The sequence below is a fragment of the Bacteroides celer genome (assembly GCF_002632415.2).
GTDB lineage: Bacteria > Bacteroidota > Bacteroidia > Bacteroidales > Bacteroidaceae > Bacteroides.
In genome coordinates this window covers 5,655,346-5,678,402 of the sequence record NZ_CP178209.1, presented here as the reverse complement: position 1 = coordinate 5,678,402, position 23,057 = coordinate 5,655,346, and the positions used below count along the sequence as shown (strand labels likewise).

Genomic DNA, 23,057 nt, shown 5'->3' with positions numbered 1-23,057 from the left:
AATGGCGCGTATTCTCATTATTCGTTTTTCAGCTCTTGGCGATGTAGCCATGACAATCCCGGTAATACATTCGCTGGCTGTGCAATACCCGCAGCACGAAATAACAGTGTTAAGTCGTGCTGTATGGCAGCCACTCTTTCAGGGGTTGCCTGCTAATGTGGGTTTTGTCGGAGCTGATTTAACAGGCAAACACAAGGGGCTTTGGGGCTTGAATAGCCTTTATTCGGAATTAAAAGCGATGCATTTTGATTACATTGCTGATTTTCATCATGTACTTCGTTCTAAGTATTTATGTTTGCGATTCCGTCTTGCCAATAAACCGGTAGCTTCCATTTGTAAAGGAAGGGCAGGCAAAAAGAAGCTGGTTCGCCGTCATGATAAGGTGATGGAGAATCAGAAGAGTTCTTTTCGTCGTTATGCCGATGTACTTGAGAAGCTAGGTTTACCGGTACTATTAAATTTCTCTTCTATTTATGGCGAAGGAAAAGGAAACTTTGCGGAAATAGAACCAGTCACAGGACCTAAAGAAGATCAAAAGTGGATTGGTATAGCTCCTTTTGCCAAACATGCAGGTAAGATTTATCCGTTAGAACTGCAGGAACAAGTTATAGCACATTTTGCTGCCAATCCCAAAGTAAAGGTTTTCCTCTTTGGAGGCGGTAAAAGCGAGCAGGACGTATTTGATGCATGGATTGCTAAATATCCTTCTGTTGTTTCAATGATCGGTAAACTGAATATGCGTACCGAACTGAATCTGATGAGCCATCTGGACGTGATGCTTTCAATGGATTCTGCCAATATGCATTTGGCATCTTTGGTCAATATTCCGGTTGTCTCTATTTGGGGAGCAACCCATCCCTACGCTGGTTTTATGGGCTGGAGACAATTGCCGGTCAATACCGTGCAACTCGATTTGTCATGCCGTCCCTGTTCTGTATATGGACAGAAGCCTTGCTGGCGAGGTGATTATGCCTGTTTGAGGGATATAAAGCCGGAGCAGGTCATTGCGAAAATAGAAGGGATTGTAGATTAATCCTTGCTAAAGTTCAAATTAGCAGTTTATTGAGCTGAAAGAGCATAGAATCAAATAATGATGAAAGAGATACAACGAAAGAAAAAGGTACTGATAGATCTTACGAATTATGGTAGTCTCACAGCCGGTTTCGGGCAGATTGCGGCCAACTATGCAACTGCCTTTTCGTCTATGCCGGTAGATGATCTTCATTTTGTATATTTATTGCGGCAGAAATATATGCAGGAATTTGGCCCGAATGTGACCTCTGTTCCGGTACGTCGTATCAATAAGTTTCTTCCTTTTACCCTTCCCAAAGTAGACGTATGGCATGCAGTGAATCAACAGCGCAAGTTGTTGCGTATTGCCGGTGGTACAAAGTTTATCTTTACTATACACGACTTTAATTTCTTAACAGAGAAAAAGCCCTGGAAGGCGAAAATGTATCTTCGCCGGATGCAGAATAAGGTCAATAAGGCAGCGGTCGTGACTACGATCTCTCATTATGTGGCAGATGTCATTCGGCAGCATGTAGATTTGAAAGGGAAGGAGATCCGGGTCATCTATAATGGAGTGGAGAGAATCGATACATTAGAAGGAACAAAGCCGTCGTTTGCTACAGGGCGTCCTTTCTTTTTTACAATTGGGCAAATCCGTAGAAAAAAGAACTTCCATCTCTTGGTTGACGTAATGCGTCATTTCCCGGAATATGATCTATATATTTGTGGAGATGCTCATTTTGCTTATGCTGAAGAAGTGCGCAATCTGATTCGTGAGAATCAGCTCACTAATGTCTTTTTGACGGATGTTATCTCTCAAAGTGAGAAGATCTGGTTATATCGGAACTGTGAGGCATTCCTGTTTCCTAGTGAAGGAGAAGGCTTTGGATTGCCGGTGGTGGAAGCTATGCAATTTGGGAAGGCTGTATTTGCCGCTAATCGCACTAGTTTACCGGAAGTTTGTAATGGACACGCTATCATGTGGGAGCATTTGGATACAGAATCTATGGTGCAAAGTATCCGGGAGCATCTACCTGATTTTTATAAAGACAAGGAGCGCTTGGAAAAAATCAAGGAACATGCCGCTTCATTCAGTTACGAGAAGCATATACAAGCCTACCTTGATTTGTATCGGGAGTTAGCTCAATTGCCTTAGTATTGAAGTCAATTGTCCGTATACCTTTTCAGGAGTAATTAATGCAAAACGCTCTTCATAGGTTAATGTCGCTTGTTGTTCCGGCGAAAGAAGGTCGTCAGGACTGATTCCTTCGGCAAGTACGGAATTGGCGGGTAACCACATTGATTTTGATGCACTTGGTGAATAAATGGCAAATGAAGGAACTCCAAGAGCCTGGGCGATGTGTCTGGCTCCTCCTTCGTTCCCGAAGTAGAATGAACAGTTGGCGCAAAGTGCTGCCAGCTGTCGCAATGAAGAAGCTTGTATATCGATCTTGATACGTTCCGGGCATCCTAATTTCTTGTAGATATTTCTGGCGTCTTCTTCTTCGTACCCCGGTGCGTAGTTGAAGATCATTTGTATGTCCTTGTGCTCCTCCAAAATTCTTTTCAGTGTGGCTATCATGAACTCCGTATTCCATTTCTTATGGATGAGTTTGGTTGTGACTCCTATTAGTAACACAGGGTGTGCAAAATTAATCCCTTCCTTTTCCATATAATATCGGAAATCTTCTTTCTCCCGGTCAGTCAGATATAACTTGAATTCTTTTGTGTATTGAATAGGTCTGATCTTTTCTAATGGTGCTGTAAGCAACAGGTTACGTTGTACCATATCAGTTGTCAGATCCTTGCTGTAAGTATCTGTCCGGTAGTTCAGTAGAAAACGTGTATATCCTTTGATTCGCCCTATCCGGAAAGGAGTTCTTAATGAAAAAAGAGAGAAAAAAAGAGTCCGTATGGTAGAGCGCATGTCGATGATTACGTCGTATTTATTTTGGTGCATTACCTGCCATACTTTTTTTATATATGCAGTGAACGGCTTATTCTCATTCTTGTCAAATGTAATGACTTTGTCTATGTCCGGATGCCCCTCATAGAGTGGAGCAATATTTTTATTAAGCACGAAGTGTATCTCTGCGTCGGGAAAACTTTTTTTCAGCGTACTGCACAATGCAACAGCCAGAATTGAGTCCCCTATTTGTCTAAATCGAATAATCAGAATTCTTTTGATTGGTTTCATGCTTAAACTTCTTTATGCTTTTTACCGTGCAAACATAACTAAAAAAAAGCATTTATGTCTAAATATAAATGAAAAGAAAAAAGAAAAAACGATTAAAGTCACCGTGACGGTGCTTATATGTGGAGAGAGTTAGCCAATCTTTGTGAGAAAAGAGAAAAATATAGTCGGAATATGGCCTAATTTCTTTATCTTTGCTCAATCTTTGTAATTAGGATTATATAGGAGAGTGTAATGAGAGTGATTGTAAATCCCAAGTACGCACATTTGCAGAAGGAGATAGAAGAAGTTCCGAGGTCCTTCCAGAACGAAGGAGATGTGGTGTACGATGGTCGTAATGTTCTAAAACGGATTAGTTTGGGCAGCATTGATGTTGTGGTGAAGAGCTTTAAAAAACCTCACATCATCAATCGTGTTGTATATTCGTTTTTCCGCCAGTCGAAGGCAGAACGTTCCTATATTTATTCTATGGAGATTCAACAGCATGGCTTTGACACTCCGGAGCCAGTGGCTATGATCGAACAATTTCAAGATGGTCTTCTCTCACATAGCTATTACATTTGTTGTTATGATGGCGGCGAAACTGTCCGTTCCCTGATGGATGGAAAAGTGGAGGGGAATGAAGACAAACTTTCAGCTTTTGCGCGCTACACTGCTGCTTTGCATCAGGCAGGTATCCTTCATTTGGACTATTCTCCCGGTAATATACTGATTCATCAGAATGAAACGAATGAATACAGTTTCTCTCTGGTCGACGTGAATCGTATGCAGTTGCTATCGGATATTGATTGTGATACGGTATGCCGTAATATGTGCCGTTTGTGTATTTCGCGTGAGGTACTGACTTACATCATGACAGAATATGCTTCTTTGCGTGGATGGGACGTCGAATCTACGGTCAGTCTGGCCCTTCGTTACAGCGATCAGTTCTTTACTCATTACATTTATCGTCGTGCGGCACGAAAAGAAAAAGAAAAGCATATTGTGTCCCTGATTTTATTCTTCCGTTTATACCGTTCCGTGCGTAAGTTCTTTTCTTGGGAACCGCATATCTCACGTTTCTTATTGAAAAAGGAAAAGCATATTTATGATACGTACCTGTGCAAGTATGATTATTGTGAATTGCTTTCTGCTGATTATCAATGATTGATTACTTCTTACTTCCGCGCATCACTACACTGCGGATTCTATGCCTGAAAAAACCTTTTTGATTAATATATGTACAGTTATGCTTGTTCAAAAATGCAGAGATAATTTCTTCGTCATCACGCAGGTGATATGTGCAAATGGCAAAATCTAGTTTCTGGCAATTCTGAAATAAGTTCTTGCATCCCGCCAATGCGTGCCGTTCGGCTCCTTCTATATCCATTTTAAGAAACAGATGTTCATCCGTCTGATTATTGAAGAAATCGTCTAATGTTTGCTCTCTCGAAGAATTATGGTCACTTACATACTTTTGGACAATCGTCACTTTGTCTTGCCATGGTTCGAAGGTGGCTCTGATAGCTTCCAACCATTGCTCGTCCTGTTCAAACAAATAGATATGTTTGGCTTCCTCCACAATTTCCAGTGAAGAATATCCTTCGGCACAACCGACATCTACAAAAACCTTTCCCGTGACATCTTTTACGCTATCGAAATAGTGATGCGGTGATCGCTTGTCCTGCTCCATACTCAAGGCTTTGTAGTACTTCTGAATCTTCTTGGGTGGAGTACTCTTCCTGAAATATAGCCGTTTCTTCTCTTGTTGTACATAGTATAAGCCTTTTTTCTCATCCTTTTGTACATTGACAGGCATGTTTGTATATTCATCTTTGAATTCATACAAATGCCTTGAATATCCGTGCTCTTTAATATATTCATAATATTTCAGATAGGGTGAATCGGGTTTATACCCTTTCATAAAATAATATGGAAGAGTGCCATATATAAATTTCTTTATTGTATGTTTAAGTGCGTTCATTTCATTAGTTGCTTGTAGATGTTTAAGATCTCCTCCGCTTGCTTTTCTTCTGCGAATCTTTTAGCAAAAATTTGCCCCTTTTCAATCATAATCTTTTTTCTCTCAGGATCTGCGTATATCTGTTTGAAGGCATCGGCCATTCCTTTGATATCGTCAGGATCTACATAGATAGAGTCGGGACCTCCGGCTTCTTCCAGGCAAGATCCAGTCGCGGCCACTACCGGAATACCGGAGTATAGAGCTTCTATAATGGGAATACCAAAACCTTCGAAACGGGAAGGGTATACAAAAATTTCTGCTAACTGATAAAAAGCCGGTAGATCATCAAAAGGAACATTGCTGATGATATGTACCCTTTCTTCCAGCTTATTCTCCTTAATGAAACGTTCAATTTTATCAGTATATTCCGTGTGGCGTCCTACAATGACGAGATGAATCTGTTCAGGAAGCATCGTTAGTGCCTGCACCGCTGAAAGGGCGTTTTTGCGTTCTTCAATACTTCCTACGTTAAGGATATAGTGATCCGGTAGCTGATATTTAGCCCGGATTTCTCTTTTCTTCTCTGCTGCTACAGGATGCATGAATGAAGGATCACATCCCTGATAAACAACTTCTATCTTATCGGCGGGAATCCTGAAATACTCAATAATATCACGCTTGGTACATTCGCTGATAGCAATGATTTTATCGGCATTTTCGCAAGCTTTACGGAATTTGTATGTGTATATTTTCCTGTCGATCGAATGGTAATACTGCGGATAGCGCAGAAAGATCAGATCGTGAATCGTTACAATACTTTTTACCTCGCTTTGATGTATATTCAGGGGCAACTCATTACTAAGTCCGTGGAATATATCGATTTTTTCTTTTTCCAGTTGTTGGGTAACGCCCCATACTCGCCACAATGAACTTAACTTTTTCCAGGAAGAAGTAGTGGGATAAGAAAGCTGTAGTTGCTGATACTGCCTCGTTAATTTGTCCAGCCTCTTGTTTTCCCGTTTCTTGGGGGCATACAGCACATATTCATTCTCCGGATAGAATTGGCATAGGATATCCACTATATAGCGGCTATAATTACCCAGACCGGTGAAATTCTGTACTGCACGTTTTCCGTCAAAACCTATTCTCATTTCTACTTCTTACCTTTATGTGATTATAATTAGACTTCAAAATTCCGATAAGGTTTATTCAAGTCTAAATAATGGAAATTGTGTTGTCTTTGTCCACTTTGTTTAGGTATGGTCATGTAATCTCCATATTTCTGTGACAGATAAGCGTCGTATTTCTGTACTCCCCATACTTCTTCATCTTCAAACCGGATAGGAGTGGGAGTGCCCAGGATATCCTTCGACATGATTCCTTTCATTCCATCATCATAATCGCAGACTAATGCGCATTGGTCGAAATCGTATTTCTTCATCACCTTCCTGATGCTTTCCTGTGCTCCGGTAAGGGTAAAAAACTTTCTGCATAATAGCGGTATCCATGAACTGGGACCTTTCCCATGTTTGTATGGATCGCGATGAATAAGATAAAGTACTCGTTTGTAGAACTCATACTTCGCAAAATGCATTCTTTGCGCCATACGGCTTTCCGGAACTCCATCTAGTGGAAATATATCAATATATACACCTCCCAGATATTTGAGATGCATACGCTCGATTAAGGTTGTGTTGGCATCCTGCACCTTTGCGAACGGAAGAGGATATTCCTTATCATTCTCAGCGCATACCGCTTCGTAAGGTTCCGGTAACCATTCTTTGGCATTAGCCATTAGTAAGTCATAATCAGCTCTTGGCATTCCGATATCCAAATCATCATCCCAGGGGATGAATCCTTTGTGGCGCACAGCTCCCAGCATGGTGCCTGCCATGATGTAATATCGCAGATTATGTTCTTTGCAAACTTTGTCAACAGCTAATAAGTTCTTTAATATGCGAAGCTGTAGAGGGCGGATGTCGTAATTAGCCATTCTATCTGATTTTAATTAATAAAGACTGGCTGGAATCAGCTTCTGTGCCTGTTGAAAGTCCTCTACTGTGTCCAGCTCGGCCGAGAAGAACTCGGTGGTGTCCATAACGTAAAAACTATATCCTTGCGGAATCAGTCTCTCAAAAGCCCGTTCGTAGAATATATTATCCAGTCCTTCGGTAGTAATCATAATTTCCAGTTCCCGGAATAGCGCTTTGGTATATTCAGCTGACATCTTTTCAATGCCGATAGATTCTCCGATAGCATTGGATATCGAACAGACTTTGCTGATTTCAACGACCTTTTGTGCGTCGTCCACGATGACTTTTATTTCTTCTGCTCCGAGCTCATGACGATTCAGTGCCAATATGTCGTCCTTATCCGAATGAAGCAGTTTCTCTACAATCTGCGGATCAAATACAATGTCGCTGTCTAATAACAAAATCTCCTGCCCATCTGTATAGGAACGGGTGAGCCATAATGAATAGATATTGTTGGTTGATTCATACCTGTCATTATAGATGAAAGTAATATCTTGGGTTGGATAATGTGCCTGTAGGAAATCAACGATTTGCTGCTGGCGATACCCGGTGACAATGATGAACTCATCAAATCCGTTTTGTATCAGAGCATCAAAAGCTCTTTCCAAAAGGCATCGTTCTCCTATTTTGAGAAGACATTTGGGCGTCGTATCGGTCAGCGGGCGTAAGCGTGAAGCTATTCCTGCGGCTAATATTACTGCTTTCATTTGGATGCTATTTCTTTGATTGTATCTATAACGATCCGGTTCTGCTCTGGGCGTCCCAATGTGATACGCAAATGAGTATTGATATCCGGTTCATTCATAAATTTCACTTTATAACTCTGTTTAGCAAAAGCCTTTTGTAAAGCCTCTTTCAGTTCTATCGGGTATTTGATTAAAATAAAGTTGGCAACCGATTCATATACTTTGAATCCGGGTAATACGCCGATTTCCTTTTCGTAACGCTCACGGTCTTCGTTCATCAGTTTGGCGATATTGCGATAGTGTGCGTCCGATTTAAGAGCCGCAATGGCGATATCTTCGGATATCCGGTTATATCCCAGATATTTATTGCTGTATCTGCTGAATTTTTCCAGCTCCTTACTCATGAATCCGAATCCCATACGTAAACCGGGCAATCCATAAAACTTGGATAAAGTACGGGAAATAATCAAATTCGGATATTTATTAACCAGCTTTTTGATGTAACTGGTATCAGTTGAAACAAAAGAAGCGTATGCTTCATCTATCAGTACCACTGTTTGGCTGGGCACTTCTGCGAGCAGTTCATCCAATTCTTTCGGAGTTAAACCATTGCCGGTAGGGTTATTGGGAGAAGCTAGTAAAAGAATCTTCGGATTCTCTTTCTGAATCATATCTTTTAGCGTCTCAAAGTCATATTTAAAAGTATTTCCGTCTTCGTAGAGAGGATATTGCAAAGTATGGCCATTCACCTCATCTGCAATTGATTTATAATACCACCATGAGAACTTGGGAATCAACATCGTTTTATTTCCATCTTCTTGAGTCAGGAAGTAGTGTACAGCTTGTTTCAGAATATCTTCTCCGCCGTATCCTAATAAGACTTGTGTTTCATCTATATCGTAAAGTTCGGATAAGAAAACAGATAATATACTTTTCTTTCCTTCATCATAAATGCGGGTATAAAAACAAAGTTTATTTATATCGAAGTTTTTTAAAGCTTCTACTACTTCTTTTGATGGACTGTAGTTAAATTCGTTTCGATCTAAAAAGTTCAAATTCTTTTCCATATTAGTTTTGTATGATTCCTTTATCGCACCAGGTTAGTTTCCTGACTTTCGTTTCGTTCAAAATACTGCGGTTGTTGCTCAAATTATCCGTTCCATGTAATTCGTGATGAAGGTGGAACACAATTCCCGCAAATTTGATGGTACGCTTGCGTACACCGCTATTGATGAGGCGGCACACTAATTCATGATCTTCGCTTCCCCATCCGGTAATAGCTTCATTGTATCCATTGACTTTTAATAAATCCTCTTTCCAGAAAGCCATATTGCATCCTCTGGAATATGAAATATCCCATTGGCGATAATGCTGAAGTAGTGGGCTTAGCCAAGGTAAATGTACTCCGTTGATTGTGTTTTTAGTACCTTTGTCGTGAATAGAGATAATGCAGTTTCTTTCTGCTAGCATCTTTTTGGTTAAACCTTCCCGGATTAATACACGGCTACCGGTTACGAAACTGCCTTTTTTAGCAAAATGTACATGATCTTTGACGAAATCTTTGTGTAAGACGATATCTCCGTCAATTTGTATAATATATTCTTTAGATGCTTTCGCAATAGCTTTGTTGCGGATGGAGGCCAGTCTGAAGCCTAGATCCTCATGCCAAACATGAATAATAGGGACTTCGGAGGAGGCTGCTAATTGATGAATTAGTTCTCTTGTATCTTCTTTAGAACCATCATCTGCAATGATAATTTCATCTGGAAGGAGAGATTGACGTAGCACGCTTTTAACGCATAATTCTAATGCGTCGCTTCTATTATAGGTGGATATAATTAGCGATGTACTTATGTTGCTCGCCATGGGTTTATTCATATAATTATTACTAAGTTAGTTAATAGTTAAGGGGGCTTGCACTAAAATTCTACAAATGTATACATTTTATTTGGTTGTGACAAGCGTTAAAGGCTTTTTTGCTAAACATTAGAGGGTTAGCATTCTTTTTTAAGAATAATATCCGTATCTTTGCTATCATTTTGTTATAATAACTAAGATAAATAGTGTGTTTGTAATGGAAAATTATCCGATAGAAGTTAGTATAATCATCCCTAATTATAACTATGCTCGTTTTTTACAGCAACGTATCGAGTCGGTATTGGCACAAACATATACAGACTATGAAATAATATTATTGGATGATGCTTCAACCGATGATAGTGTGTCTATTTTAAACCATTATAAAACAAATTCTCGTGTCGCTCATTTGGAGATTAATTCAGTTAATACAGGGAGCCCTTTTGCTCAGTGGCAAAAAGGTATAAGTTTGTCTCGTGGAAAATATATATGGATTGCCGAGAGTGATGATGCGGCTGATTCTTCTTTTTTGGAAAAAGCTGTTTCTATCTTAAATCAATATCCTCATGCTTCTTTCTGTTTTTTAGGTTCACATTGTATAGACGAGAAAGGGAATAAACTATCTACAGATTTTGACCGTTGGACTTCAAAGCAATTACTCCGTCCTTACAATATAGGTGTTTTTGATAGTGAAGATTATATAAAACAGAATCTTTATTGGCGCAATTATATTTACAATGCTAGTGGTGTTGTCTTTCGTAAACAATGTTTTGAACAGATAAAGGATTTGTCTTGTTTCTCAATGCGCTATAGTGGTGATTGGCTTTTTTGGATAGAGATGGCGAGGCAAGGGAGTGTTATTGAGTTATATGAAAAGTTAAACTTTTTTCGATTGCATTCAACAAGTACAACTGTTGAGGGTAACGCTTCAGGTAATGCGATTCTTGAAGATATTCAAGTAGTACATTATGTTGAATCATTTTCTTATCCAATAGGGCGTTATAAGCGTTTGATGCGACATGGAATGCTTTATAAAAATATAAAGCGTGCAAAAGTTGATCCGAAAATGAGATTGTTGTTGTTTGAAAAACTGAAAGGATGTTTTGACACAAGTGTGTGGACATATAGATGGGAACGAGTTAATAAATACATGAGTTTTTTGAATCCATGGCAACCTACAAGAGATAGAGATAGGTTGTAATGAATTGTGAAGTGCAATAAAGAAAAATATGGTTGACAAAAGAATTATAGCATTTTATTTGCCGCAATATCATCCATTTCCTGAAAATGATGAATGGTGGGGTAAGGGATTTACTGAATGGAGAAATGTGGTTAAGGCTAGGCCTCTTTATCGTGGCCATTATCAGCCACATTTACCGGCAGATTTAGGTTTCTATGATCTGCGTGTCCCGGAAGTTCGTCAGCAGCAAGCTGATATGGCTCGAATGTACGGGATTAATGGCTTTTGTTATTATCATTATTGGTTTAATGGTCATCAATTGATGGAGAGACCGCTAGAAGAAGTATTATCTTCTGGCAACCCTGATTTTCCATTTATGCTTTGTTGGGCTAATGAAAATTGGACACGGGCATGGGATGGTGGAAGTCGTCATATTTTGATTGCTCAAAATTATTCGGAAGAGGATGATCGTGCGCATATCCGTTATCTGTTAGATAATGTATTTAGTGATTCTCGATATATAAGAGTAGACGGTAAACCTGTGTTTTTAATTTATCGTTCCATGCTTTTCCCGAATATGAAAGAAACTATTCGAGTTTGGAGGGAAGAAGCTTTTAGTAAAGGAGTAGAATTGTATTTATGCCGCGTCGAAACGATGGATTGTTATGGAGAAGAATACCTTCAGGATGGTTTTGATGCTGCTGTGGAGTTTCAACCTTTCACTCATCAAATGAATGAATTTCAAAAAAAGAGAAATCCATTACGAAAGTTTGCTTATAATATAAATCGTCACCTTTTTAATACATGTAAGAAGAAAAAGATTGATTACTCGGAATATGTAGATTATATCTGTAAAACTCATTTTCCTGACTATAAAATGTATCCGGGGGTTACTCCAATGTGGGATAATACTTCTCGTCGAAAGCAAAAGATGTTTATTTTAGACAAGAGTACTCCCGAAAAATACGGTGAATGGTTATATTCGGTTATGAATAAATTTGTGCCTTATAGCAAAGATGAGAATTTTGTTTTTGTCAATGCTTGGAATGAATGGGCAGAAGGTAATCATTTGGAACCTGATTTAAAATGGGGATTCCGTTATTTAGAAGAAACAGAAAAGGTGGTAAAAAGTATGCAAGAAGATGGCTTTTAGATATAGGGAGGTGATTGTTTTTTTCTAGAATATATAATGTTGCTCGTGTTCGAGCCAGAGCTAGAGAAATCTTACAAAAAGATTTCTCTAGATATTAATTCGTAGAATTCTGTACCATATAAATTTGAAAAAGATTTTGTTTCTGCATTTACTATTGGTATAGGTGTGGCGAAAATTTTGCACTTCATTAAAAGCTTGTTTGAGAGGAACTGAACTTTTAATAATATGCTTTACTCGTTTATACTCTTTTTTTTCTTCTTTAAGGTCTAATGTCGGGATCTCTTTTCCTTTTCTATAAAATTCATTCCTTGATTGTATATAGTATATGTCATGATTTTTAACAGGAAATGCGTTGATCGTTTTATTATATATTTCTGTATATTCGTTGCCCATATCTTTTAAGGACTTCATATTTTTTAAAAGATGTCTGATTCTTTCCACTTTCTGTTTATACTCTTGTGGGGCTGATTTTATAGTTGAAATGAGTTTAAAGATATCGTCTAATGTACTATTTATAGGTAAAATCCAGCCGACATCAGCTCTTTTTACTCGTTCGGCAATTGCTCCTAGATCAAATGAGATTACGGGGATCTCTGAAATTAAACTTTCTGATAAGGTATAAGAATATGTTTCGGACCACATAGATAATAAGCAGATTAATTTTATGTCATTCTCTAGTAATAAGTTGGGAAGATCTTGTTGTATATACTTGCCGTGATAAACATAATTTGTCTTATTCTTATTGCATTTTTTGTTTGTTGTTTGTCCGAAAAGATGAATGTTTGTGTCTGTGCCTTTTACTTTCTCTGTTAATTCCTCTAAATATTTTAGTCCTTTTTCTTCTGTTATATATCCAATAAAGGCGATATTAAACTTTTTATTCTTCTTTTTATCTGGATTGTCATTATTAGGCTTTCTGTTTATTTTGTCATAACCATGTTCTACCACTTCGATTGTTAAATCCTTATATGTGTTCAGGAATATATTTTTTGTACTGTACGATGGAACAATGATCTTTTTTACGGTTTTAAGATTTTCATAAAACTCTTTTCTCCAAAGTGGAATGAAGTTGATATTCAGGTTGAATGTTTTTGCTATGCATGAACCACATCCTGCTGCGTTAGCATAGTTGCATAGAAAAGTTTCTTTGTTAAAGAGCTTCACAGAAGGACATATTGAATAAAAGTCATGTAAAGTATATATGACAGGGATGCTTCTTTCTTTTGCTACTTTGAATATATCCAAATACATGTGTTTTAAATGATGGATATGTATTAAGTCTATTTTTAAAGTGTCTATTAGTATTTTAATGTCTCTATTAAATGTATCATTATAGAGGTTTAATGTCGTATATTGTGAATATGGACCTAGGGTGGAGGTAATCTTGTCAAATGGTAAAAAAGAAGTTACATGATATTTAAAATCATCATCGGAATAATAAAGAACATGAAAATTAAATTCTTCTTTCATGTTTGTTATTAAATCATGTACATGTAAAGTTGTTCCTCCTATATTTTTCTTTTCGGCTTCTTTGAAATCATGTATTACAATTAATACATTTTTCTTAGAATGTGAATTAATGGCATAGCGGATATTTAACTGTATATCTGAAATTGGATTTTGTTGTACAAAGGACTCTGTGTTCTCGACGCATGAAGGATATCTACTTTTTAATATTTGTAGGTGAGAATTTATTAGCTCTGTTTTTTCTTGAGAAAATGACTGGGTTCCTTTATGGTAGATGTATGTGTTGTCACATAGTAGATGCCTATATCCAGCTTGTAGACATCTGTATGAAAAATCATTTTCTTCACCGTAGCCTTTTCCAAAAGTTTTTTCATCGAAGAGACCAATATTGTTTATGGCTTCTCGTTTAATATACATACAAAATCCATTTGCAGTAGGAATTTCAGGGAATAGGTTCATGCTGCATCTTTCAACAATTTCTGCATATTCCTCTATCGTAAAATCTGATGGTATCGTATTTTCTGACATAAAATCAGGTACGGATGCTAATGTCGCATTGTTAGATAGTGGAGTAACAGTTGCTATTGCAGCTTTGCTATATGCGCACTTTTGTATTTTAGGGAGCCAATTTTTCGTGACCTCTGTGTCGCTATTTAATAAAACAACATCGCGTGACGAGTGTTGCATCCCGATATTAACCGTTCGTACAAATCCTTGATTGCTCTCATTGTTGATTATTGTAATATTTAAAGATGGATATTCTGTTGTAAACAGGTTTAGCAAAGGAAGGATTCGCTGGTCTGTACTTTTATCATTGATAAGTAGTAAGGTATGTTTAGTAAGGTCTGTATGCTCAATCACAGTCTCTATACACTTCTTGGTAAAATCAAAAGCATTATAGATTGGTATTATAATATCAGTATCCATGGTGAATTAAAATAGATTGAGGTGAAGTACCACTTTGTAGAAGTACAGATTGTTTTTATACATAATGACACAAAGGTATAAAGAAAAAATAAGAGTGGCAAGTTATTAATCTCAGAGGTATAGATTTTAAGGCAATATGTTTTTCATCTAACTTAATACTCTGCTATGGCTTTTGATGTTATTTGGGTATAGGGAGCTTCCAAAATATAAAGTCAATTGTTCTTGTATAATTGATTGTTAGGTTTGTCTCTATTAGAATCGAGAATATCAGAAATTAAAGTGATCTTATTAATGCAAATCTTTCATCTCATTTACTTATCTTTGCAAATGAAACTATTGAATAGTTAGAAAAATGAAAAATAAACTGGCAATCATTATACCTGCTTATAAAGCTTGTTTTTTTCGGGAGGTTTTAGATTCTATTGTAAGGCAGAGTAACCGTGATTTTACGGTCTATATCGGTGATGATGCCAGTCCTGATGATTTAGAATCAATAGTATCTGATTATAAGGATAAATTAGATATATTCTATTTTCGTTTTGAACAAAATTGGGGTGGGAGAGATTTGGTTGCTCATTGGGAGCGCTGTATTGAATTATCTGATGAGCCGCTGGTATGGCTTTTTTTAGATGATGATTTAATGCCACCAGATGCTGTAGAGCGAGTAATAAAGGTTTGGAAGAAGTCTGGAGAATGCGATGCTGTATTTCGCTTTCCTTTGGCTATAGTAGATGCGTATGGTGAACTGAAATATACTAATCCACCTTTTGAGACAGAAAGGATTTCTGGTTATGATTTCTTATTAGACAAGTTAAGTGGTAAAATATCCTCTGCTGCGTGTGAGTATGTATTTACACGTGATGTTTGGAAGAAAACAGGAGGGTTTGTTAGGTTTCCTTTGGCATGGTGTTCAGATGATGCAACATGGGCAAAGTTTGCGGATTATGCATCTGGTATTATTTCATTACCGGGAACTCCTGTTTATTGGCGGAATGCTGAAGATAAGAATATAAGTAATTCTACACGTTTTGATGGGGAGAAGCTTAAAGCTACCGGACTTTTTCTAAAATGGATTGGAATGAATTATAGATTAAATCTCCGGGAGTCTAGATTTCAAGATGCGTTGGTGGCTTATGTGAATGTAATACTAGAGTGTTCTGTAAGAGGAAATTATAGTCTAAAAGATTTGGTTTGTTTATATGCTATTTTGAGAAAACTCTCTCCTGCTGTGGCTTTACGTGTCCTACGTTCCCATATTTTGAAAGCCAAACTTTTTATTTGAGATAATTTCTTTTGATGAAATGTTCAGTCTATAATTTATCTCCTAGTTAGAAAGAGATGGTTGAATATTAATTTTATTGAAATACAAAATGAAGAAAATACTTTTTATTATACCTTGCGTTCCTTATCCTTTGAATTCTGGGGGAAATCAGGCTTTCTTTCAAATGGTAGACTATATCCGTCATAAAATGTCAGTTTCTGTGTTGTTTTATGCTTGGACGATTGATGAGGCAAAAAGGGTAGAAAAGTTAGAAGATTTGTGGGAAGATGTGGATTTTTATACTTTTGTTAAAGAGACAAAAGAAGAACCGGACTCTCCTTTAGTGCGAAATCCTTTTTATTATAAGTGGCTGAAAAAGCTCAAGATGTCTATTGAGCGTAAAATGCGGAGGCAGTTATTATCTACGTCAAACGGTACCGTTGATTTGTTGAAAGATAAAGATTTTGTACGTGAAAAGTCTGTTTTACCTAATTCTGTATATAAAGAATTTGATACACAATATATAGATTATGTTACAAAAGTAGCACATACAGGGTTTGATATCATTCAGGTAGAGTTTTATGAATTGATAGCATTGGGATATGTGTTACCGCAGAATGTACAGACGATTTTCGTTCATCATGAATTGCGATATATACGTAACGAGAATGAGATGAACCTTTTTCAGGCAATACGGCCTAGTGATCGGATGAATTTTCTTGTTGCAAAAGACTTCGAATGGAATGCGTTGCAGAAGTATAAGCATATAATTGCTTTAACGGAAGTAGATAGATTATTGTTAACTAGCTATTTAGGTCGTGAAGACCATATTTATGCTTCTCCTGCAGTGGTAAAATTTGAATCGAATTCAGAGACGGAGTTTATCCCTTGTGTTCATCGACGTTTTACTTTTGTGGGATATGGAGAACATTTTCCAAATCTAGATGCTGTTGTATGGCTTTGTAAGGAAATAGTTCCTTATTTACGTAAATGCAATTTTGAGTTCACTTTGCAAGTGGTTGGAATGGGATATGAACGCTATTCTGCTGAATTACGAACGGCTTGTCCTGAGATAGAGTTAGTTGGATTCGTTGAGAATTTGACCTCTTTCTTGCAGGGGAGCATTGCTCTTGTTCCTATTCGTATCGGAAGTGGTATGAGAATGAAAATACTTGATATGGTTTCTTCAAATGTTCCTTTTATTACAACTTCAAAAGGATTGGAAGGTATTCATTTTAACGACGGCGTAGATTGCTTGATAGCCGATAATACTGTTGATTTCGCAGATGCTATGATTAAATTATCTAATGATTTGGAGTTACAAAAAATGTTGGTTCATCAAGCTAATGACAAAATGAAGAATATGTATAATCCACAAGAAATGTTGGATCGGAGATTATCGGTTTATACTTCTATTCTTAAAGATGAATTTTAATGTTTTTGTTGAGCCTTTGATTCTATATTGTCATCTTGAAAACGTTTTAGATTCTTTACGCATTAACTGCTGCTATTCATTCTTGAATGATATGAAGTGGCAAAAAGATCTAATAAATTGTTTGAGAGACTTTTTATCTTTGGGAATATTGGCATTGGCTATTATCTGGGATAAACTGTATTGAGATACTAGATATTGGTCTGAGCTTTTTATAAAGCCGTTGAAATCTTTATTATCCGAGACTGCATCATAACTTTCATTGTGTTTTCTCCATAAAGTTAATTCCTGGGGAATGTAATAGACTTTATTGAACACACATATTTGTCTCCAAAGCCAGAAATCCAACCATGCGGGGTAAGGGGTGCTAAAATTAATATTTTGAATTACTTCTTTTTTTACACAAACGGCGGAGAATGTGGGGATATAGTTTGAATCAAGGTAGGGAAATATGTTACTGCCTGAATGTTTTTTGAGGAATGAGGAACTAAATTCTATATATGAATCATATTCAGGGTTATTTGATAGGTTTATAACTTTGATACCATTGACTATGAAATTTGCTAAAGGATTCTGTTGAATTGTATCTTGTAAATATTCAATATGGTTATTGGTCCAATAATCATCACTCTCACAGAATGCGATGTACTCTCCATTAGACTTTTCAATTCCTAATATTACAGTCTCAGCTAATCCCCTGTTCTGGTTACCGGGATGTGTGTATAGTTTTATGTTTTTAAAACGGTTGGCATATTCTTCTATTATAGGAAGGCTTTGATCTTTGCTTCCATCATCTACAACAATAACTTCAAATGATTTATTGGTTTGTCTGATTAAAGAATCTAAAGTCTCTTTTATATATTTAGCATAGTTGTACGAAGCAACGATAACTGATATCAATGGTTGTTTCTTCATTATTGTAGAATAAGGGTTAAACATAACAGTATCAGTAAGACACAGGATATTCCTAAAGTAACTAAATAGTATTTCTTATATTTCTGGTATTTAAGCTTATACTTGTTATATTTAGAAAAGAAAAAAGATGGATCTTTATATAAATTGAAAACTTCTTGTAGGTGATTGTATAACCATTTGTCGTCTTTTCTTCCCAGATAATCATAGAATTGAGTAAAATAATATACATATCCTGCATAGCCGCCAGGATTTGCATCAAAAACGATACGGAAAAAAGAATTATCAGTAATAAAACCAGCCTCATTGAGATTGCTACTAGGCTTCATACCATGGAAATGGATAAGTTTAGCTTTGTCATTGATACCCCAATAAGGTTTCCAATTATATTCTATTGGTAGTAATTCCATGTCTTTGAAGCATAATTCGTTTAAATATCCTTGGTCAAAAAGTCCGGATATGTTTCTTTCTCTATTTTTCATTTTAAGAATAAATTCCTCATATTTCTCTTTCATGCCTTGGATGTTCATAACTAATACTCCTGCATTAAAATATTCCATATCTTCCACATTACGCTCATATTCTGGGGCAGCTGCTAGATAAGTGGGATGTGGAAGTTCCTCAAGTAAAATGTCAGCATTGAAAATCACGTCTATATCAGAATAAAGAACATACTTTTCTTCTTTTTCCACAACAGGGATTTCCATTCTCATAAATGTTCCGAAAATTCGGTTATATTCGATTTCTTTCCCTAAATTCTGCAACATCCATTCACGCGGATATATCTCCATCAACTCTAGCTTATAGGGCAATTGATGGAGGATTATTTCTACATTGAATTCCTTTAATAAGTTATAAACAGGGTCATTGGTGTTGCCATCATATAGGCAAACTAAATGGAGAGATGTGTTTTTCCTAGCACTGATTAACATGACTTTTAGTAAATCAAGATAGTCTTTTCGAGTGACTATGGAGTCTGTCAGACAAATGTAACATTTCATAATCTGATATTTTTATTGCGTTATTTAATAGAGAACATTATAGATATATTTTTCACTCTTTTTTAGCCGAGTTTGTATTTGTCTGATTTTGTTTTGACCAATGGGTTAGCGTTTTAATATGCCCCAAATAATATAATTCTTCTTCAGTTGGTTTTGCGCTATTCATATACCAAGGTAAATGCCTGACGGAATAAGGGTAGCCGGTTCGAATACAGAAACAGTCTGGATCAATAGGTTCCCCGATAAAATAGGGCTTATATACAGCAAAGGTTGTATCTATTAAAGCTTTGAATATGTTAGGCTCTATTTCTTCTTTCCAGAAAACGCTTTCCCACTCTATAACTTTTTCTTTTAATTTATAATGATCTGGTAGGTCGTCTATGCAGATTGAGAAGCCAGCCTTCAATGCTTTTGGATATTTCTGTAGTAATAAAATAAATTTCTCAATAAAATCGTCAGGACAATTAGGGAGGATCTCTAAATCAGAATCGGTATAGGCATAATAAGAATCCTTGAATTGCTTAAATATCCCTGTTTCCCACAATGATAGATGCCCGACATTCTTATTTAACATATATACAGGGTATGGTAATCTTGTATAGTATTCTAATAGTGGAGGGTATGTTGATTGGTTATCAATAATATATAAATTATGGTATCCTTTACTTTCTAAGCTATGGATTAGCTTTGTTAGCATTTCCAAACGGTTGTAGTTATTAATAATGATAGGGATGTCTTTATAGTTGATTTTCTTTACTCCAAAGAACCTTTTTTTGATTTCGGGAATAAACCATTTAAGAAATAGCTCTTTAGACCTTTGAAAGTCTTGATTGAATGCTTTATATTTTCGAATCAACTTTCTTCTCATTTTTTATTTCTGTTAACAATGATGTTATACATTAGTTTTTTCTGGTTTATAGATTGCAAAGCTACTATTTTTTTTTGATTAATATTCGTCATTTCTAATATTGTATATTCAATGTTATTATTGTATGATGTTTGGATAGAGGTCGGCATTAGATTCTTTTAGATATTCAGAGTGACGACTTGAGGTGTTTATTATCTTTTTCTTTTAAGAAATCTTTCTATTAAAAATAAGAATTTAATATACTGTCGTGCTTTTCTTTGGATCCAAACAGTGTCTATGAGTTGTTGAACTCGGTGCTTTGATAATATGTCTAATGCCTGCTCTTGAGTTCTTACCTTCTCTTGAAGGGTAGTATGATTCTGATAAAACTCGCTAATCAAATAGGGAAAATTATTTTTAAAAAAATCGGAACGTTCTTGCATGATTAAGTTACCACTTTTAGGGTCAGAACTTATTCCATAAACATTAAAGTATGAGACTGCAAAATTTAGATGTTTTGTTGTGCGATTAAACAAAAGGATCTGTGTTATAAAAAAAGCCCAATCTGATATAATTCGGTATTTTTCTTCATATAGCATATTTTTAAAGAGTTCTCTTTTAATAAAAGTCGACGGATGTCCTAAAGAATAATTATATATAAAAGGTAGGGTCAATTTGTCGGGATAAGGGCTGATTTGTATATCATCAGCATTACGATACTGATATAAATCAGCATAGACAATATCTTCTGTGAAATTTTCTTTAAATACTCGTGCTAGAATGTCATTTTCTAACCAATCACCGGAATTTAAAAACAAAAGATAGTTGCCTTTAGCTTTAATAATTCCTTTGTTCATAGCATTATAGATTCCTTTATCAGGTTCTGATACCCAATAAGATAAATGTGATGCATACTTTTTTATAATGTTAATACTATTATCGGTTGAGGCTCCATCAATAATAATATGTTCAAAATCCTTAAAGGATTGTTTTTTCCATATACTTTCTAGAGTTTTCTCTAAGCCCTGAGCGTCATTTCTGTTAATTGTGATTATGGATAGTTGTGGCGTATTGTTTAGGTTCATTTCTATTGTTTTGGTTTATGATGATTGTTGTTGGTTGATTGTATATTAGTGTGCTATAATCATGTGGAAATTCTGTTTTTGTGCTTATAGGAGTCTCTAAGGATTTTTTCTATGATAATTATTCCTGCATTTTTTTTGCAAAAATAGTGATTTATGCGTAATAATATATGTTCAGTGATTAGAAAAATGAATAAAGTTTGGATAATTTTTGTGATATCTATATATGTTTAAAACAAAAAAGATAAACAAAAAAAAGAGAAACAAAATCTTTTTTTCAATCGTATAGTCTATCTTTGTACGAAAGGATCCTAAACCTGTTATTTTTATTTACTTATGGGCATATTTGAAAATCGATCACTCGTAAGCAGTGATAGACTGAAGCGATTGTTGCTTTTTGTATTGTTTTTGTTATCTGGACTAATGTTGTTAGTTGGATGTCATGAAGATCAAGAGGAAGAAGTTATATCTTCAATTTATAATGAAGATGATCTGAAATATGAAGATAGCCTGAAACAATATTTGCGAAATACTTATCCCTCTGTTATAAATAAAGTATCTGTAACAGAATCCTCTATTGAAATTGTGGGTAACTGTGTGGGTGAAGGGCATTTTTATTTGGGTGAGATCCCTCCTTATTTGGATGTTACAAAGATAGACAAGGCCCCATATAAGGTAGAGTTGACTGAAGCATCGTTTAGTATCGTATTAGATCGTTTTATTGAAAGAGAAGGTGTTTTATATGATCGGTTATTGTCAAAATGGGCTATTTTTCAAATGACAGATCTAGCAGACCAATTGGTGTCTCATGCACGACATGCAGATGAAATTTGGGCATATCAACATTTATCTCCTATTACATTGACTTCTAAGAAAGGACTGGGAGGTCTTACTGCAAATTCGTTTATATCAGATTTAAGTTTATTGGGTATTAGTAGTGCTACAATTAATGTTTGTATTACTCATTTTATGCATCTTACTCCCAAAGCAGGAGATATAGAACATCTGTATGGAGGAAAAACGTATTATATGGATGAAGAGTATCTCAATAATACTTTAGACAAAGTTTTATTAGAAGCAACAAAAAAAAGGAATATCTCCGTTGCGGCAATTATTTTAATTGATCCGGCTTCACGAAGTGTAGATACGGGAATTGGAGAATTATTACAGCATCCGGATTATAGTGAAGGAACTTATACGATGCCTAATATGACAACTTTGGAGTCGGTAAATTGCTATGCTGCGGCACTTGATTTTTTAGCTAGAAGGTATTGTAGATCAGATAATCGCTATGGACGTATCTCTCATTGGATTATGCATAATGAGGTTGATGGTGGGCTCTCATGGACAAATATGGGAGTGAAGCCTGTTACTATCTTTTCGGATACTTATATAAAGTCTATGCGTATGTGTTATAATATTGTGCGTCAGTATGATGAACATGCAGAGGTGTTCGCTTCTTTTTCACATTCGTGGACTGATATTTCTAATGTGGGATGGTATACTAGTAAAGACATTGTTGATTTGTTGAATACTTATAGTCGGGTTGAGGGAGATTTCCAATGGGCTATGGCATATCATAGTTATGCGCAATCATTATTTAATCCTTGTACATGGCTTGACCCGGATGCAACTTACTCTATGGATACAAAGTATATAACATTCAAGAATTTAGAGGTGTTGAATAAATGGGCTTTGTCTAAAGAAAATAAGTATAAAGGGACTGTTAAGCGTTCTGTATGGCTTTCAGAGGCAGGTGTAAATTCTCCTACATATTCAGATGAGGATTTTCAGAAACAGGCGGCAGGTTTTGCTTACGCATGGAAAAAGATAAACGCATTAGAAGGCATAGACGGAATACAATGGCACAATTGGTTCGATCATCCAGGTGATGGGGCTTGCTTGGGGTTGCGTAAGTATCTGGATGCAACTTATAATGGAGAAGCAAAGCCGGTTTGGTATGTCTATCAAAAAGCAAACACAGAAGAAGATGATGAATATTTTGAACAGTTTCTATCTGTAATTGGAATTTCTGATTGGAATATTATTGAAAAATTTTAATTTATCTGCAT

20 protein-coding genes are annotated in these 23,057 nt (G+C 36.2%); 8 read left to right on the top strand and 12 right to left on the bottom strand.

From position 1 onward, the window contains the following. The first annotated feature begins 1 nt into the window (after position 1). Positions 2-1,033 (top strand): glycosyltransferase family 9 protein, encoded by a 1,032-nt coding sequence (locus CJF29_RS22665; protein WP_008998180.1) that lies wholly within the window; start codon positions 2-4, stop codon positions 1,031-1,033. A gap of 57 nt (positions 1,034-1,090) precedes the next feature. After that, positions 1,091-2,167: a glycosyltransferase family 4 protein gene (locus CJF29_RS22660; RefSeq protein ID WP_074559320.1), complete on the top strand. Its 1,077-nt coding sequence runs from the start codon at positions 1,091-1,093 to the stop codon at positions 2,165-2,167. Here the strand turns inward: CJF29_RS22660 and CJF29_RS22655 are convergent. Further along, a complete protein-coding gene (locus CJF29_RS22655; RefSeq protein WP_074559319.1) occupies positions 2,150-3,208 on the bottom strand; it encodes a glycosyltransferase family 9 protein in 1,059 nt (352 codons plus the stop codon). The genes CJF29_RS22660 and CJF29_RS22655 overlap by 18 nt on opposite strands. 231 nt (positions 3,209-3,439) lie before the next feature. On the opposite strand from CJF29_RS22655, the gene CJF29_RS22650 reads away from it, so the two are divergent. After that, the gene (locus CJF29_RS22650; RefSeq protein WP_004324329.1) at positions 3,440-4,351 is read left to right on the top strand and encodes a lipopolysaccharide kinase InaA family protein; all 912 of its coding nucleotides are present in this window, start codon (positions 3,440-3,442) and stop codon (positions 4,349-4,351) included. A gap of 4 nt (positions 4,352-4,355) precedes the next feature. On the opposite strand, the gene CJF29_RS22645 is transcribed toward CJF29_RS22650, so the two are convergent. From CJF29_RS22645 to CJF29_RS22620, 6 genes are read right to left on the bottom strand one after another with little or no spacing between them, the layout of a single operon-like run. Then, a complete protein-coding gene (locus CJF29_RS22645; protein ID WP_074559318.1) occupies positions 4,356-5,168 on the bottom strand; it encodes an FkbM family methyltransferase in 813 nt (270 codons plus the stop codon). Beyond that, positions 5,165-6,298 carry a glycosyltransferase family 4 protein gene (locus CJF29_RS22640; protein WP_074559317.1) on the bottom strand — a complete coding sequence of 378 codons (1,134 nt, stop codon included), beginning with the start codon at positions 6,296-6,298 and terminating at the stop codon, positions 5,165-5,167. Before CJF29_RS22640 ends, CJF29_RS22645 begins: the two co-directional genes overlap by 4 nt. A 29-nt stretch (positions 6,299-6,327) precedes the next feature. Next, complete coding sequence (locus tag CJF29_RS22635) at positions 6,328-7,140, bottom strand: LicD family protein (RefSeq protein WP_004298296.1); 813 nt, start codon at positions 7,138-7,140, stop codon at positions 6,328-6,330. A gap of 15 nt (positions 7,141-7,155) precedes the next feature. Then, a complete protein-coding gene (locus CJF29_RS22630) occupies positions 7,156-7,887 on the bottom strand; it encodes an NTP transferase domain-containing protein (protein WP_074559316.1) in 732 nt (243 codons plus the stop codon). Then, positions 7,884-8,933: a pyridoxal phosphate-dependent aminotransferase gene (locus tag CJF29_RS22625; RefSeq protein ID WP_074559315.1), complete on the bottom strand. Its 1,050-nt coding sequence runs from the start codon at positions 8,931-8,933 to the stop codon at positions 7,884-7,886. The genes CJF29_RS22630 and CJF29_RS22625 overlap by 4 nt, the downstream gene beginning before the upstream one ends. Position 8,934: 1 nt before the next feature. Continuing rightward, complete coding sequence (locus CJF29_RS22620) at positions 8,935-9,744, bottom strand: glycosyltransferase family 2 protein (RefSeq protein WP_004324334.1); 810 nt, start codon at positions 9,742-9,744, stop codon at positions 8,935-8,937. Between the two features lie 196 nt (positions 9,745-9,940). On the opposite strand from CJF29_RS22620, the gene CJF29_RS22615 reads away from it, so the two are divergent. After that, entirely contained in the window at positions 9,941-10,924 is a 984-nt protein-coding gene (locus CJF29_RS22615) for a glycosyltransferase family 2 protein (RefSeq protein ID WP_099147222.1), read from the top strand. A 28-nt stretch (positions 10,925-10,952) separates the two neighbouring features. Next, positions 10,953-12,056, top strand: coding sequence for a glycoside hydrolase family 99-like domain-containing protein (locus tag CJF29_RS22610; protein WP_074559313.1), 1,104 nt, complete (start codon positions 10,953-10,955; stop codon positions 12,054-12,056). 87 nt (positions 12,057-12,143) lie between these two features. Here the strand turns inward: CJF29_RS22610 and CJF29_RS22605 are convergent, their stop codons facing one another. Then, positions 12,144-14,450 (bottom strand): glycosyltransferase, encoded by a 2,307-nt coding sequence (locus CJF29_RS22605; protein ID WP_074559312.1) that lies wholly within the window; start codon positions 14,448-14,450, stop codon positions 12,144-12,146. Between the two features lie 352 nt (positions 14,451-14,802). On the opposite strand from CJF29_RS22605, the gene CJF29_RS22600 reads away from it, so the two are divergent. Together CJF29_RS22600 and CJF29_RS22595 are read left to right on the top strand one after the other, a co-directional pair. Further along, entirely contained in the window at positions 14,803-15,732 is a 930-nt protein-coding gene (locus CJF29_RS22600) for a glycosyltransferase family 2 protein (RefSeq protein WP_099147223.1), read from the top strand. Positions 15,733-15,820: 88 nt separating this feature from the next. Continuing rightward, positions 15,821-17,146 (top strand): glycosyltransferase, encoded by a 1,326-nt coding sequence (locus tag CJF29_RS22595; protein ID WP_074559310.1) that lies wholly within the window; start codon positions 15,821-15,823, stop codon positions 17,144-17,146. A gap of 72 nt (positions 17,147-17,218) precedes the next feature. On the opposite strand, the gene CJF29_RS22590 is transcribed toward CJF29_RS22595, so the two are convergent. The 4 genes from CJF29_RS22590 to CJF29_RS22575 all read right to left on the bottom strand — a co-directional run bounded on the left by CJF29_RS22590 (position 17,219) and on the right by CJF29_RS22575 (position 20,988). Further along, positions 17,219-18,058, bottom strand: a complete 840-nt coding sequence (locus tag CJF29_RS22590; protein WP_004324340.1) for a glycosyltransferase family 2 protein — start codon at positions 18,056-18,058, stop codon at positions 17,219-17,221. Next, on the bottom strand, positions 18,058-19,056 hold the full coding sequence (locus tag CJF29_RS22585; RefSeq protein WP_004324341.1) for a glycosyltransferase: 999 nt from the start codon (positions 19,054-19,056) through the stop codon (positions 18,058-18,060). The genes CJF29_RS22590 and CJF29_RS22585 overlap by 1 nt, the downstream gene beginning before the upstream one ends. A gap of 52 nt (positions 19,057-19,108) precedes the next feature. Then, the gene (locus CJF29_RS22580; RefSeq protein ID WP_004324342.1) at positions 19,109-19,924 is read right to left on the bottom strand and encodes a glycosyltransferase family A protein; all 816 of its coding nucleotides are present in this window, start codon (positions 19,922-19,924) and stop codon (positions 19,109-19,111) included. 191 nt (positions 19,925-20,115) lie between these two features. Then, positions 20,116-20,988, bottom strand: a complete 873-nt coding sequence (locus CJF29_RS22575; protein WP_004324344.1) for a glycosyltransferase family 2 protein — start codon at positions 20,986-20,988, stop codon at positions 20,116-20,118. Between the two features lie 333 nt (positions 20,989-21,321). Here CJF29_RS22575 and CJF29_RS22570 point away from each other — a divergent pair, with 333 nt between their 5' ends. Further along, positions 21,322-23,046 (top strand): DUF5722 domain-containing protein, encoded by a 1,725-nt coding sequence (locus CJF29_RS22570; RefSeq protein WP_099147224.1) that lies wholly within the window; start codon positions 21,322-21,324, stop codon positions 23,044-23,046. The last annotated feature ends 11 nt before the right edge of the window (positions 23,047-23,057 follow it).

Bases quoted from the DNA above. Each gene is read 5' to 3' on its own strand.
- CJF29_RS22665 (WP_008998180.1), top strand. From the start codon at position 2: ATGGCGCGTATTCTCATTATTCGTTTTTCAGCTCTTGGCGATGTAGCC.
- CJF29_RS22660 (WP_074559320.1), top strand. From the start codon at position 1,091: ATGATGAAAGAGATACAACGAAAGAAAAAGGTACTGATAGATCTTACG.
- CJF29_RS22655 (WP_074559319.1), bottom strand. From the start codon at position 3,208: ATGAAACCAATCAAAAGAATTCTGATTATTCGATTTAGACAAATAGGG.
- CJF29_RS22650 (WP_004324329.1), top strand. From the start codon at position 3,440: ATGAGAGTGATTGTAAATCCCAAGTACGCACATTTGCAGAAGGAGATA.
- CJF29_RS22645 (WP_074559318.1), bottom strand. From the start codon at position 5,168: ATGAACGCACTTAAACATACAATAAAGAAATTTATATATGGCACTCTT.
- CJF29_RS22640 (WP_074559317.1), bottom strand. From the start codon at position 6,298: ATGAGAATAGGTTTTGACGGAAAACGTGCAGTACAGAATTTCACCGGT.
- CJF29_RS22635 (WP_004298296.1), bottom strand. From the start codon at position 7,140: ATGGCTAATTACGACATCCGCCCTCTACAGCTTCGCATATTAAAGAAC.
- CJF29_RS22630 (WP_074559316.1), bottom strand. From the start codon at position 7,887: ATGAAAGCAGTAATATTAGCCGCAGGAATAGCTTCACGCTTACGCCCG.
- CJF29_RS22625 (WP_074559315.1), bottom strand. From the start codon at position 8,933: ATGGAAAAGAATTTGAACTTTTTAGATCGAAACGAATTTAACTACAGT.
- CJF29_RS22620 (WP_004324334.1), bottom strand. From the start codon at position 9,744: ATGAATAAACCCATGGCGAGCAACATAAGTACATCGCTAATTATATCC.
- CJF29_RS22615 (WP_099147222.1), top strand. From the start codon at position 9,941: ATGGAAAATTATCCGATAGAAGTTAGTATAATCATCCCTAATTATAAC.
- CJF29_RS22610 (WP_074559313.1), top strand. From the start codon at position 10,953: ATGGTTGACAAAAGAATTATAGCATTTTATTTGCCGCAATATCATCCA.
- CJF29_RS22605 (WP_074559312.1), bottom strand. From the start codon at position 14,450: ATGGATACTGATATTATAATACCAATCTATAATGCTTTTGATTTTACC.
- CJF29_RS22600 (WP_099147223.1), top strand. From the start codon at position 14,803: ATGAAAAATAAACTGGCAATCATTATACCTGCTTATAAAGCTTGTTTT.
- CJF29_RS22595 (WP_074559310.1), top strand. From the start codon at position 15,821: ATGAAGAAAATACTTTTTATTATACCTTGCGTTCCTTATCCTTTGAAT.
- CJF29_RS22590 (WP_004324340.1), bottom strand. From the start codon at position 18,058: ATGAAGAAACAACCATTGATATCAGTTATCGTTGCTTCGTACAACTAT.
- CJF29_RS22585 (WP_004324341.1), bottom strand. From the start codon at position 19,056: ATGAAATGTTACATTTGTCTGACAGACTCCATAGTCACTCGAAAAGAC.
- CJF29_RS22580 (WP_004324342.1), bottom strand. From the start codon at position 19,924: ATGAGAAGAAAGTTGATTCGAAAATATAAAGCATTCAATCAAGACTTT.
- CJF29_RS22575 (WP_004324344.1), bottom strand. From the start codon at position 20,988: ATGAACCTAAACAATACGCCACAACTATCCATAATCACAATTAACAGA.
- CJF29_RS22570 (WP_099147224.1), top strand. From the start codon at position 21,322: ATGGGCATATTTGAAAATCGATCACTCGTAAGCAGTGATAGACTGAAG.